General features: G+C 51.5%; 15 protein-coding genes and 1 CRISPR repeat array. Of the genes, 1 reads left to right on the forward strand and 14 read right to left on the reverse strand.

Going from position 1 to position 12,754, the window contains the following annotated elements; translation table 11 throughout:
• Positions 1 to 172: 172 nt before the first annotated feature.
• From pcm to cysD, 10 genes are all read right to left on the reverse strand, one after another.
• Positions 173 to 799, reverse strand: coding sequence for a protein-L-isoaspartate O-methyltransferase (pcm, locus tag QUE74_RS17975; RefSeq protein WP_000254708.1), 627 nt, complete (start codon positions 797 to 799; stop codon positions 173 to 175).
• Positions 793 to 1,554: a 5'/3'-nucleotidase SurE gene (surE, locus tag QUE74_RS17980; RefSeq protein WP_001295182.1), complete on the reverse strand. Its 762-nt coding sequence runs from the start codon at positions 1,552 to 1,554 to the stop codon at positions 793 to 795. The genes pcm and surE overlap by 7 nt, the downstream gene beginning before the upstream one ends.
• The gene (gene truD, locus QUE74_RS17985; protein WP_000568944.1) at positions 1,535 to 2,584 is read right to left on the reverse strand and encodes a tRNA pseudouridine(13) synthase TruD; all 1,050 of its coding nucleotides are present in this window, start codon (positions 2,582 to 2,584) and stop codon (positions 1,535 to 1,537) included. Before truD ends, surE begins: the two co-directional genes overlap by 20 nt.
• Positions 2,581 to 3,060, reverse strand: a complete 480-nt coding sequence (gene ispF / locus QUE74_RS17990; RefSeq protein ID WP_001219246.1) for a 2-C-methyl-D-erythritol 2,4-cyclodiphosphate synthase — start codon at positions 3,058 to 3,060, stop codon at positions 2,581 to 2,583. Before ispF ends, truD begins: the two co-directional genes overlap by 4 nt.
• Positions 3,060 to 3,770, reverse strand: a complete 711-nt coding sequence (ispD, locus tag QUE74_RS17995) for a 2-C-methyl-D-erythritol 4-phosphate cytidylyltransferase (RefSeq protein WP_000246131.1) — start codon at positions 3,768 to 3,770, stop codon at positions 3,060 to 3,062. Before ispD ends, ispF begins: the two co-directional genes overlap by 1 nt.
• Before the next feature lie 18 nt (positions 3,771 to 3,788).
• Positions 3,789 to 4,100 carry a cell division protein FtsB gene (ftsB, locus tag QUE74_RS18000; RefSeq protein ID WP_000517476.1) on the reverse strand — a complete coding sequence of 104 codons (312 nt, stop codon included), beginning with the start codon at positions 4,098 to 4,100 and terminating at the stop codon, positions 3,789 to 3,791.
• 193 nt (positions 4,101 to 4,293) lie between these two features.
• A complete protein-coding gene (locus tag QUE74_RS18005) occupies positions 4,294 to 4,617 on the reverse strand; it encodes a DUF3561 family protein (protein ID WP_001246111.1) in 324 nt (107 codons plus the stop codon).
• A gap of 49 nt (positions 4,618 to 4,666) precedes the next feature.
• Entirely contained in the window at positions 4,667 to 5,272 is a 606-nt protein-coding gene (gene cysC, locus QUE74_RS18010) for an adenylyl-sulfate kinase (protein ID WP_001173655.1), read from the reverse strand.
• Positions 5,272 to 6,699, reverse strand: a complete 1,428-nt coding sequence (gene cysN, locus QUE74_RS18015) for a sulfate adenylyltransferase subunit CysN (RefSeq protein ID WP_001090337.1) — start codon at positions 6,697 to 6,699, stop codon at positions 5,272 to 5,274. Before cysN ends, cysC begins: the two co-directional genes overlap by 1 nt.
• A gap of 1 nt (position 6,700) precedes the next feature.
• Complete coding sequence (gene cysD / locus QUE74_RS18020; protein WP_000372392.1) at positions 6,701 to 7,609, reverse strand: sulfate adenylyltransferase subunit CysD; 909 nt, start codon at positions 7,607 to 7,609, stop codon at positions 6,701 to 6,703.
• A gap of 251 nt (positions 7,610 to 7,860) precedes the next feature.
• Between cysD and iap the strand changes: the two genes are divergently transcribed.
• Positions 7,861 to 8,898, forward strand: a complete 1,038-nt coding sequence (gene iap / locus QUE74_RS18025; protein WP_000490406.1) for an alkaline phosphatase isozyme conversion aminopeptidase — start codon at positions 7,861 to 7,863, stop codon at positions 8,896 to 8,898.
• 81 nt (positions 8,899 to 8,979) lie between these two features.
• A CRISPR array of direct repeats spans positions 8,980 to 10,167; the repeat unit is 29 nt; unit sequence CGGTTTATCCCCGCTGGCGCGGGGAACTC.
• Positions 10,168 to 10,272: 105 nt separating this feature from the next.
• Here the strand turns inward: iap and cas2e are convergent.
• The 4 genes from cas2e to cas5e are packed head-to-tail and all read right to left on the reverse strand — an operon-like array spanning position 10,273 to position 12,752.
• Positions 10,273 to 10,557, reverse strand: a complete 285-nt coding sequence (cas2e, locus tag QUE74_RS18030) for a type I-E CRISPR-associated endoribonuclease Cas2e (protein ID WP_001416755.1) — start codon at positions 10,555 to 10,557, stop codon at positions 10,273 to 10,275.
• A gap of 1 nt (position 10,558) precedes the next feature.
• Positions 10,559 to 11,476: a type I-E CRISPR-associated endonuclease Cas1e gene (gene cas1e / locus QUE74_RS18035; protein WP_000220068.1), complete on the reverse strand. Its 918-nt coding sequence runs from the start codon at positions 11,474 to 11,476 to the stop codon at positions 10,559 to 10,561.
• 15 nt (positions 11,477 to 11,491) lie between these two features.
• The gene (gene cas6e, locus QUE74_RS18040) at positions 11,492 to 12,091 is read right to left on the reverse strand and encodes a type I-E CRISPR-associated protein Cas6/Cse3/CasE (protein ID WP_000281393.1); all 600 of its coding nucleotides are present in this window, start codon (positions 12,089 to 12,091) and stop codon (positions 11,492 to 11,494) included.
• On the reverse strand, positions 12,078 to 12,752 hold the full coding sequence (gene cas5e, locus QUE74_RS18045) for a type I-E CRISPR-associated protein Cas5/CasD (protein ID WP_001258267.1): 675 nt from the start codon (positions 12,750 to 12,752) through the stop codon (positions 12,078 to 12,080). The genes cas6e and cas5e overlap by 14 nt, the downstream gene beginning before the upstream one ends.
• Positions 12,753 to 12,754: the final 2 nt, after the last annotated feature.

The following is a 12,754-nucleotide window of genomic DNA, read 5'->3' on the forward strand; positions in this document are numbered from 1 at the left end:
GCGAACGGTGAATTTTGGGCTTCCCGCGCTCATTTATCCCCCAAGAAAAATTGGTTAATAACCAGTGACATAATTACCGTGCAAGGCACCATACTGAACACTGGAAAAGATGTTCACGATACGCTGACCTGCGGCAAAATAACCAGGAAAAATCCAGGTATTTCCTCACGTTTTAAGCCAGCTCACCCTTCACTAAAGGGACAAAGCGCACGGCCTCCACGGTATCGATAATAAATTCGCCTCCCCGACGACGCACCCGTTTCAAATACTGGTGCTCCTCCCCTACGGGTAAGACGAGAATCCCGCCTTCGTCCAGCTGCGTCATTAGCGCAGTTGGAATTTCCGGCGGTGCCGCCGTAACAATGATAGCGTCAAACGGCGCACGTGCCTGCCAACCTTGCCATCCATCGCCATGACGGGTTGAAACATTATGTAAATCAAGGTTTTTCAGGCGGCGACGCGCCTGCCACTGCAAGCCTTTAATACGTTCAACCGAGCAAACATGCTGGACAAGATGCGCCAGAATTGCCGTTTGATATCCCGAACCGGTGCCAATTTCCAGCACCCGCGACTGCGGCGTCAGCTCGAGTAATTCGGTCATTCGCGCCACCATATACGGCTGCGAAATTGTCTGCCCCTGACCTATCGGCAAGGCGATATTGTCCCAGGCTTTTTGTTCAAACGCTTCATCAACGAATTTTTCACGCGGCACGGCGGCAAGTGCATTCAGCACCTGCTCATCCTGAATACCTTGCGCACGTAATTGATCCAGAAGTGCTTGTACGCGTCTGCTTACCATTGCGTGCCAACTCCCACGCTGTTTAACCAGTCTGAAACCACATCTTGCGCGCTATGCGCAGTTAAATCCACATGCAGCGGCGTGATAGAGACATAGCCCTCATCGACCGCAGCAAAATCGGTCCCCGGACCGGCATCGCACTTACCACCCGGCGGGCCAATCCAGTACAGCGTATTGCCGCGCGGATCTTGCTGCGGGATCACCTGATCTGCCGGATGTCGGGTACCGCAGCGCGTCACGCGAATACCTTTGATTTGATCCAACGGTAAATCCGGTACGTTAATATTGAGAATACGCCCGGTGCGCAACGGCTCTTTACACAGAGCTCGCAAAATGGAACAGGTTACCGCCGCGGCAGTGTCGTAATGTTTATGCCCGTCAAGCGAGACAGCAAGCGCCGGAAAGCCTAAATGACGGCCCTCCATCGCGGCGGCTACCGTACCGGAATAGATAACATCATCCCCCAGATTCGGCCCGGCGTTAATCCCCGACACAACAATGTCCGGGCGCGGACGCATCAGAGCATTCACGCCAAGATAGACGCAATCGGTCGGGGTTCCCATTTGCACAGCAATATCACCATTTTCAAAGGTAAACGTGCGCAAGGAGGATTCCAGTGTCAGAGAATTTGAAGCGCCGCTGCGGTTACGATCGGGGGCGACCACCTGAACGTCAGCAAACTCACGCAAGGCTTTCGCCAGCGTTTGTATACCGGGTGCATGTACCCCGTCATCATTACTCAGCAATATGCGCATAATCACCTGTTGTGTTGATAAGTTCCCTGACAACGCTGGTCGCAAAACTGCCTGCCGGAAGCCAGAAACGGATTTCTACGGTGACGTCATCCCACCAGTTCCAGCTTAATTGTTGCGGATACAGCAGCATCGCTCTGCGCGCGGCTTCAACTTTTTCGCGCACCAGTAAGGCTTGCAATTCAGTTTCTTCGGCGACAGCTGCTTGTTCGAATGCCAGCGCTTCACGCTGAGTTCCCCATTCGCCACTGCCCGGCAATGCAGCAGTAATCATCAGCTCTTTATCGTTGACGCGACGCTGTAATTCCGCCAGTTCTTCATTGGAGGCAACAAACCAGCTGCCACGTCCGGCTAATTGTAGCGCATCGCCGTCAACAACTTGATTAACGTCTGCTTTTTTGAGGCGCTCAGCAACAATCTGATTAAACAACGCACTGCGGGCTGCCGACAACCAAAAACTCCGTTTATTGCGATCACGCACCGGAGTATTGGTTTGCGCCCAGCGCAGCGCACCCTGCAAGTTGCTGCCGCTAATACCAAAACGTTGGGCACCAAAGTAGTTCGGTACACCTTTTACGCAAATATCGATCAGACGTTGTTCAACGTCATCACGATTGCTCACTTCGCGGAGTACCAGGGTAAAAGCGTTACCTTTCAGCGCCCCTAAACGCAGCTTACGCTTGTGCCGCGCATACTCCAGCACCTGACAACCTTCCAGTTGAAAAGCACTGAGATCGGGCATCTCTTTGCCTGGCACGCGAGCGCATAACCACTGTTCCGTAACAGCATGTTTGTCTTTTTGCCCAGCGAAGCTGACTTCACGGGCATGAATTTTCAGGAATTTCGCCAGTGCATCCGCCACAAAACGGGTATTACAGCCGTTTTTGAGGATTCTAACCAGAATATGCTCACCTTCACCATCAGGCTCAAAGCCCAAATCTTCCACCACCACAAAGTCTTCCGGATTGGCTTTCAGCAGCCCGGTACCTTGCGGTTTACCGTGGAGGTAAGTGAGATTATCAAACTCAATCATTTTGTTGCCTTAATGAGTAGCGCCACCGCTTCACAGGCAATCCCTTCCCCACGCCCGGTAAATCCTAATTTTTCCGTAGTAGTGGCTTTCACGTTAACATCATCCATATGGCAGCCGAGATCTTCGGCAATAAACACGCGCATTTGTGGAATATGCGGCAACATCTTCGGTGCCTGAGCGATGATAGTGACATCGACGTTACCGAGGGTATACCCCTTCGCCTGAATACGACGCCAGGCTTCGCGCAGCAATTCGCGGCTGTCGGCCCCTTTAAATGATGGATCGGTATCCGGGAACAGCTTGCCGATATCCCCCAACGCCGCTGCACCAAGCAATGCATCGGTCAGTGCATGTAACGCCACGTCGCCATCAGAATGCGCCAGCAACCCTTTTTCGTAAGGAATGCGTACGCCACCAATGATAATTGGGCCTTCACCGCCAAAGGCGTGTACGTCAAAACCGTGTCCAATTCGCATTATGTATTCTCCTGATGGATGGTTCGGGTGAGGTAAAACTCGGCCAGTGCCAAATCTTCCGGACGCGTGACTTTAATGTTATCCGCACGGCCTTCGACCAACTGCGGATGGAATCCGCAATATTCCAGCGCCGAGGCTTCGTCGGTAATAGTCGCACCTTCATTTAAAGCGCGCGTCAGACAGTCATGTAACAGCTCACGAGGGAAAAATTGCGGCGTCAGCGCGTGCCATAAGCCGTTGCGATCAACGGTATGAGCAATGGCATTTTTGCCAGGTTCGGCACGTTTCATGGTATCGCGCACCGGTGCGGCGAGGATCCCCCCTGTGCGACTGGTTTCGCTCAACGCCAACAATCGCGCAAGGTCATCCTGATGCAGACAAGGACGAGCGGCGTCATGCACCAATACCCACTGCGCATCGCCAGCGGCTTTCAGACCTGCCAGTACCGAATCGGCACGCTCATCACCGCCATCTACAACGGTGATTTGCGGATGATTCGCCAGAGGAAGTTGTGCAAAACGGCTATCGCCAGGACTTATGGCAATGACGACATGCTTCACCCGGGGATGCGCCAGCAGCGCATGCACCGAGTGTTCAAGAATGGTTTGATTACCGATTGAGAGATATTGCTTAGGACATTCCGTTTGCATTCGACGGCCAAATCCGGCCGCCGGAACCACGGCGCAAACATCCAAATGAGTGGTTGCCATGTTAATTCCCGGGCTGATTTATCGATTGTTTTGCCCCGCAGACTGTGCGCGTTTCGACGCGTCAGGCACCAGACGATAAAAAGTTTCGCCCGGCCTGGTCATGCTGAGTTCATTACGCGCACGCTCTTCGAGCGCCTCCTGGCCGCCATTGAGATCGTCAATTTCGGCAAAAAGTTGATCGTTTCGCGCTTTAAGTTTCGCGTTTGTAGCTTGCTGTGCCGCCACATCATCATTGACGCGGGTATAGTCATGTATACCGTTCTTACCGAACCACAGCGAATACTGTAGCCAGACCAGAATAGCCAGCAACAGCAGCGTTAGTTTACCCATCCTGCCCCCTGAAAAACGGCATCATCATCCCATGCATCCGAAGACGACTCTACATCCTCTGTTGGGGATACCGCGACAACGCGGGCAAATGTACCACATTTGTCCATTGTTACGTATACCCAGGGCGTGCAGAACATAATCTCATTATTCGTTACGGTTTGAATTATGAACAGAGGAGACGGGAAAGTACAAATTAGCCCAGTAGCCACATAAACAGTGCGCCAAACATAATGCCGACTGTCACAAGGGTGAAAACAATACTGTAGCGTAGCTTTCCGTCCATCAATGAATGCAGTGCAATCCCCACCACCACCGCGACAGGCATCAGTGCCAGAAAGAAAGGCCAGGTGTAGATAAAGAAGAACAGCGTGTTAGAGCCATAAATCAACATCGGCATCGCCAGCGCAAATAACCAGGAGACAAAACCAACCACAGCACCTGGCAGTGACCATGTGGTTTCTTCATCCTCAGTAAGGCTGTCGTTATTTGTTAGTGTAATGTTATGGCTATTACGCATATTTGATCCTGTTACTTTGACGAACCGGGCATGGAAACCCGGTGGTGTCTCAGGATCTGATAATATCGTTCTGTCTCAACAGATCTAATAATTGCTGTACCAAATTTGTTACTAATTGTTCACCATTGAGATGAATTTCTGCCGATTCAGGTGCTTCGTAAACGGAATCTATTCCCGTAAAGTTACGCAGTTCACCGGCACGTGCTTTCTTATATAAGCCTTTTGGATCGCGGGCCTCGCAAATCGCCAGCGGCGTATCGACAAACACTTCGATAAAACGCCCTTCTCCTACGCGTTCGCGGACCATCTGGCGTTCGGCGCGGTGTGGCGAGATAAACGCGGTCAGCACCACCAGTCCAGCTTCAACCATTAAATTCGCCACTTCACCGACGCGACGGATATTCTCTTTACGATCGGCATCGCTAAAACCGAGATCGCTGCATAAGCCGTGGCGGACGTTGTCGCCATCCAGCAAATACGTACTGACACCAAGGTTATGTAACGCCTCCTCCAGCGCCCCCGCGACGGTTGATTTACCGGAACCAGAGAGGCCGGTAAACCACAGCACAACACCACGATGACCGTGGTGCTGTTCGCGTTGTTGCGGAGTTACTGGGTGGCTATGCCAGACGACGTTTTCGTCATGCAGCGCCATTATTTATCTCCCCGTAAATCGCGAGCGCCCCAGTGCGGGAAATGACGACGGACCAGGGCATTCAATTCCAGTTCGAATGCACTGAATTCAGATGTCACAGCAGTAGCCTGGCTAACTGGCTCGTGCACCATACCGGCACCCACGGTCACATTGCTCAGGCGATCGATAAAAATCAGCCCACCAGTAACCGGGTTTTGCTGATAACGATCTAACACCAGCGGCTCGTCAAAAGTGAGATCCACCAAACCAATGCCGTTTAGCGGCAGATTTTCAACTTCGCGTTGAGTAAGGTTATTAATATCAACCTGATAGCGAATACCATCAACACGGGCACGCGTCTTCTTACCGGCAATTTTGATGTCGTAGCTTTGTCCAGGGGAAAGTGGCTGTTCCGCCATCCACACCACATCCACCGACGCGCTCTGCACTGCCGGTAGCGCTTCGTCTGCCGCCAGCAGCAGATCACCACGGCTGATGTCGATCTCATCCGTTAGCACCAGGGTGATCGCTTCTCCGGCAAAGGCTTCTTCGCGATCGCCATCAAAAGTCACGATCCGCGCAATGTTTGACTCCACTCCCGAAGGCAACACTTTGACTCGTTGCCCGACTTCCACGCGACCGGATGCCAGCGTTCCGGCGTAGCCACGAAAATCAAGATTCGGGCGGTTAACGTACTGCACCGGAAAGCGCATTGGCTGGGCATCCACCACTCGCTGTATCTCCACGGTTTCCAGTACTTCGAGTAGTGTCGGACCGCTGTACCACGGCATGCTTTCACTTTGCGAAGCCACGTTGTCGCCTTCCAGCGCGGAGAGCGGCACAAAGCGAATATCCAGATTACCCGGCAACTGCTCGGCAAAGGTCAGATAATCTTCACGAATGCGGGTGAACGTCTCTTCGCTGTAATCCACCAGATCCATTTTGTTGATCGCCACGATCAGATGTTTGATACCCAACAGCGTGGAGATAAAACTGTGACGACGCGTTTGATCGAGCACGCCTTTACGGGCATCGATCAGTAAGATCGCCAGTTCGCATGTCGATGCGCCAGTCGCCATATTGCGGGTGTACTGCTCGTGCCCTGGGGTGTCGGCGATAATAAATTTACGCTTCTCGGTAGAGAAATAGCGGTAGGCCACATCAATAGTGATGCCCTGTTCGCGCTCAGCTTGCAGGCCGTCCACCAGCAGTGCCAGATCCAGCTTTTCGCCCTGGGTGCCGTGACGTTTACTGTCGTTATGCAGTGATGAGAGCTGATCTTCGTAGATTTGGCGGGTATCGTGCAGCAGGCGACCAATCAGGGTACTTTTGCCGTCATCGACGCTACCACAGGTCAGAAAACGCAGCAGGCTTTTATGTTGTTGCGCAATCATCCAGGCTTCGACGCCGCCTTCATTGGCGATTTGTTGTGCAAGTGCGGTGTTCATCTTAAAAATACCCCTGACGTTTTTTCAGCTCCATGGATCCCGCCTGGTCGCGGTCAATCACGCGCCCCTGACGTTCACTGGTGGTGGAAACCAGCATCTCTTCGATGATTTCCGGTAGTGTTTGCGCATTTGACTCCACCGCGCCGGTCAGCGGCCAGCAGCCCAGCGTACGGAAACGCACCATCCGTTTTTTAATCACTTCGCCCGGTTGCAGGTCGATACGGTTGTCATCAATCATCATCAACATACCGTCGCGTTCCAGAACCGGACGTTCAGCAGCGAGATACAGCGGGACAATGTCGATATTTTCCAGCCAGATGTATTGCCAGATATCCTGCTCGGTCCAGTTAGAGAGCGGGAAAACGCGGATACTTTCGCCTTTGTTAATTTGCCCGTTGTAGTTGTGCCACAGCTCCGGGCGCTGATTTTTCGGGTCCCAGCGATGGAAGCGGTCACGGAAAGAGTAGATTCGCTCCTTAGCGCGGGATTTCTCTTCGTCACGACGTGCGCCACCGAAGGCGGCATCAAAACCGTACTTGTTCAACGCCTGCTTCAAACCTTCGGTTTTCATAATATCGGTATGTTTTGCGCTGCCGTGTACGAATGGATTAATCCCCATCGCCACGCCTTCCGGGTTTTTATGCACCAGCAACTCGCAGCCATAGGCTTTAGCCGTACGATCGCGAAACTCATACATCTCGCGGAATTTCCAGCCAGTATCAACATGCAGCAGAGGGAAAGGCAGCGTACCCGGATAAAACGCCTTGCGCGCCAGATGCAGCATGACGCTGGAATCTTTACCGATAGAGTAGAGCATCACCGGATTTGAGAATTCTGCCGCCACCTCGCGAATAATGTGGATGCTTTCCGCCTCCAGTTGCCGCAGGTGAGTAAGTCGTTTTTGATCCATAACCGTTCCTTTGCAATACCGCTATTTTCTTGCCATCAGATGTTTCGACTATAGGGAGCGTAAGAGAACGAATGAAATTACCAATTAGAATGAGTAGTTCCTTAACGGAATAACGATTTGGCAAAGCTAATATCAAAAAGTGCTTAAGGCACCGGATTTCGGGCGTTTAGGAAGATTTGAAATTGTTTTAGCGCAGCGGCAGTTTCATACTATGGCGGTAAAAAAATTTGCATGGTATTTAAGGACTCACTATGTTTTCCGCATTGCGCCACCGTACCGCTGCCCTGGCGCTCGGCGTATGCTTTATTCTCCCCGTACACGCCTCGTCACCTAAACCTGGTGATTTTGCTAATACACAGGCACGACATATTGCTACTTTCTTTCCGGGACGCATGACCGGAACTCCTGCAGAAATGTTATCTGCCGATTATATTCGCCAACAGTTTCAACAGATGGGTTATCGCAGTGATATTCGGACATTTAATAGCCGATATATTTACACCGCCCGCGATAACCGCAAAAACTGGCACAACGTGACGGGAAGTACGGTGATTGCCGCTCATGAAGGCAAAGCGCCGCAGCAGATCATTATTATGGCGCATCTTGATACGTACGCTCCACTGAGCGATGCCGACGCCGATGCCAATCTCGGCGGGCTGACATTACAAGGAATGGATGATAACGCCGCAGGTTTAGGTGTCATGCTGGAACTGGCTGAACGTCTGAAAAATACGCCTACCGAGTATGGTATTCGTTTTGTGGCAACCAGTGGAGAAGAAGAAGGGAAATTAGGCGCTGAGAATTTACTCAAGCGCATGAGCGATACTGAAAAGAAAAATACGCTGCTGGTGATTAATCTCGATAACTTAATTGTTGGCGATAAATTGTATTTTAATAGTGGTGTAAATACACCAGAGGCTGTCAGGAAATTAACCCGTGATCGAGCGCTGGCAATTGCGCATAATCATGGGATTGCAGCGACAACAAATCCAGGTTTGAATAAAAACTATCCGAAAGGCACTGGGTGTTGTAACGATGCAGAAGTTTTCGACAAAGCCGGTATTGCGGTACTTTCGGTGGAGGCGACCAACTGGAATCTTGGAAATAAGGATGGTTATCAGCAACGCGCAAAAACACCGGCCTTCCCGGCGGGAAATAGCTGGCATGATGTAAGGCTTGATAATCAACAGCATATTGATAAGGCGCTTCCTGGAAGAATAGAACGTCGCTGCCGTGACGTTATGCGGATAATGCTACCGCTAGTGAAGGAACTGGCGAAGGCGTCTTGATGGGGTTGAAAATGGGAGCTGGGAGTTCTACCGCAGGGGCGGGGAATTCTAAGTGATATCCATCATCGCATCCAGTGCGCCCGGTTTATCCCCGCTGATGCGGGGAACACCAGCGTCAGGCGTGAAATCTCACCGTCGTTGCCGATTTATCCCTGCTGGCGCGGGGAACTCTCGGTTCAGGCGTTGCAAACCTGGCTACCGGGCGGTTTATCCCCGCTAACGCGGGGAACTCGTAGTCCATCATTCCACCTATGTCTGAACTCCCGGTTTATCCCCGCTGGCGCGGGGAACTCTTGACACGAGTCCTAGCGGGCGCAGACGCGCCCTGTTTATCCCCGCTGGCGCGGGGAACTCTCAGTGCAGGAAATCACGCCTGACGTGGCGAACGGTTTATCCCCGCTGGCGCGGGGAACTCTGCTCGCTGGAGAGTTTATTAAAATCCACTGGCGGTTTATCCCCGCTGGCGCGGGGAACTCGCAATCAACTAAGGGCTATGGTTGCAACCCCTCGGTTTATCCCCGCTGGCGCGGGGAACTCGTTTTGATACGACCGTGTTAACGAGAAATACCCGGTTTATCCCCGCTGGCGCGGGGAACTCGTTTTGATACGACCGTGTTAACGAGAAATACCCGGTTTATCCCCGCTGGCGCGGGGAACTCAGCTGGATCATCAATTACATGAAATTTGACACCGGTTTATCCCCGCTGGCGCGGGGAACTCGGCGATTAGCTCTGCCAGACGCTGAGAAAAAACGGTTTATCCCCGCTGGCGCGGGGAACTCGGAGGTAAAACCAGAAACAGCATCCGCACGTCCGGTTTATCCCCGCTGGCGCGGGGAACTCCGCTGTTTTGCCCTGCCGTCTGACAGCAGTAGCGGTTTATCCCCGCTGGCGCGGGGAACTCGCAGAACTGAGAATTCTCAAATGGCGCGGAGTCGGTTTATCCCCGCTGGCGCGGGGAACTCGAGAAAAATACTGATGCCAACGTATGATTTACCGGTTTATCCCCGCTGGCGCGGGGAACTCGTACGGCTGACACTGCGGGCAGTGCATGGAACCGGTTTATCCCCGCTGGCGCGGGGAACTCCTAATCCTCAAGGTTCATATATGGAAGCGACCCGGTTTATCCCCGCTGGCGCGGGGAACTCCACAGCGCCGACGTCAGTGCCGATAATCCCGCCGGTTTATCCCCGCTGGCGCGGGGAACTCATCTGGAGACGTTGGCAGAGAGTATACGCGAGCGGTTTATCCCCGCTGGCGCGGGGAACTCTCTCAAAGTATACATTTGTTCTTAAAGCATTTTTTCCCATAAAAACAACCCACCAACCTTAATGTAACATTTCCTTATTATTAAAGATCAGCTAATTCTTTGTTTTCAAACAGGTAAAAAAGACACCAACCTTAAACCATCCAAATCTACCGGGGTACGCCTGTTTACCCCAAATGTCTGGAACTCAAATCCCGATTCCGTATTCGTTGCCCATGCCATCACTACATTGCCTTCTTCCGCCAGTCCAGCTATTTGTTCCCAGATCATTTCACGAATTTTTGCGGATACATCACCTACATATACCCCTGCACGTACCTCCAACAACCAGATGGCTAATCTGCCTCGTAAGCGCGGAGGTACATTTTCAGTGACCACGACCAACATACTCATTTCAGCTACTCCGATGGCCTGCATCTCCCAGTGAAACAGGAAGCGGAATGGCAACAGGCTGTGCATCTTCAGGTGGGGCCGGCGGTTGTATTTCTCCAGCAGCAAACACGTCCTCTATAAGCGGAATCAATTTGGCTAATGTTTTACTACTGCGAAAAATATCCCTACACGCCAAACGGACTTCCCGGTCCGGCTCACCAGGGTTACGACGCGCTATCTCAAAAGCTTTCGGTACAACAGTGTCAAATTTAATGATGTCTGCAATATCGTAAACAAAGGAAAGAGGCTTTCCTGTATGCACAAACCCAATAGCTGGTGCATAACCAGCTGCAAGTATCGCCGCTTCAGTTACGCCGTATAAACAGGAAGTTGCAGCGCTAATGCATTGGTTGACCGTATCGCCCTTTTCCCAGTCTTTCGGATCGTAGCAACGTCCATTCCATGTCACACCGTATTGCTTCGCTAGAAGTGCATAAGTTGCTCGCACACGGCTTCCTTCTATACCTCTGAGTTGTTCTACGGAGCGTCGGGCGGGCGGAGGTTCACCAAACCGAAGTTCAAACATTTTGCGTACTACCTTCAGACGCAAATCTTCATCCAGAGCAAGTTTTGCCTGGTAGAGCAGCTTATCTGAACGCGCACCACCAGGCTGACCAGAAGCATAAACACGAACGCCCGCTTCCCCCACCCATACCAACAATGTTCCAACTTGCGCAGCCAGACGCACTGCTGCATGCGAAACCCGTGTACCAGGCTCCAGCATGATGCAGGCAACCGAGCCAACAGGAATATGAGTGCGGATCCCTGTCTTGTCGATAAGTACAAACGCGCCATCGATTACATCGATCTGCCCATATTGCAGAAAGATCATGGAGACGCGATCTTTGAGTGGAATGGGGTTAAGAGGAAGCCAGGTCATTTTATTACACCTCAATCACAGTGGAGCCAAAGATAGCAAACCACATCCCATCGATTTGGCTGGCCCAATACCTTGCTGTATAAGATCCATTAACGCTGATGCGTCATTGACGGTGAGCACACCTTCAAAGCAAACCGTTTGGATTTTTCCATTTTTACCTTCCCCAGAAAAATACTGTGGCCGTTCCGATATGGGATGCACATCTTCAACGCGCGCCGCATTGCCCAATTTACGTTGCAACCACGCGATTTGTTCTGCTTCTTTTATTAACGGAACCCGACAGCGTTTAATATTCCCTTTACTGTCCAGACGCTTTTGATTGTCGAGAATAGTTTTGATCGGATTTGCCCGAAGCCGAAAATAGAGTGGAACACCAACCTGAAGTTGAAATTCAACCTGTTTAGTTTTAATGACTGTCGCAACGGCAGTTGAAACAGGCATTTGCGCTGACTGCAATAAAACATGACAGCCTTCTGGTGTGTTTCGCTTCTCAACATGAAAAAGAAAATCACGAGCAGCATCTGGTCTATTTGGAAATAAATGCCATAATCCCTGGTGAAGTTGGTAAAGATCCCTGCTACAGGCCCTGGCAATGATGATTTTACTGAGATACATCCATACCTCCTTTAATCACATACCATTCCCGGGAAGCAAATTGTCGAGGTAAGGTGATCATCGGTTCGTCGCGCACCGTAAATTTTAAATGATGCCCGTCAACTGATTCCTCACTATAAATATCGCCGCCAACGGGCTCATAATTTAATAGCGCCTTCTGAGGATCCGACGCCTGACATGTCCCGAGAAAAAGCGGTTGTGTTAGCGGACAACTCCTCCGCCCCAGATACGGTGTATACCGAGGCTTTAATACTGCTTTTTCAAGTTCTGACATAACCATCGTTGCCTGTGGTGTTAACCAGATAGCGACGGTAAAGGAGGCATCACATAAATATTCGCGCCATGTTTGAATCGTTTCATGACTTTTCAAACCACGGTAATCTTCTCGCGCTCCAAGGACTGTATGGTAATCACGCAACCCCGTTACAGACACACGACGATCGTCAAGAATGAGTTCATCGCAACGCACTGCAAATTGCACACTCTCTGATAACACCTGTAATGAAGAAGTATCATCACGTTGGATCCCAAGACAAGCCCCGAGTAGCCCTAATAACCCGCTTCGGGTCGGAAATCTTCCGGTAGGTCGCGTTCCTTCAAAGGTCGGCAGCCCCCAGGCTTGCATTGGCCCAGCAAGCCGCAAGATCAAATAAGATCTCATGT

The sequence above is a fragment of the Escherichia sp. 10290 genome, assembly GCF_030295155.1.
GTDB classification, from domain to species: domain Bacteria; phylum Pseudomonadota; class Gammaproteobacteria; order Enterobacterales; family Enterobacteriaceae; genus Escherichia; species Escherichia coli_F.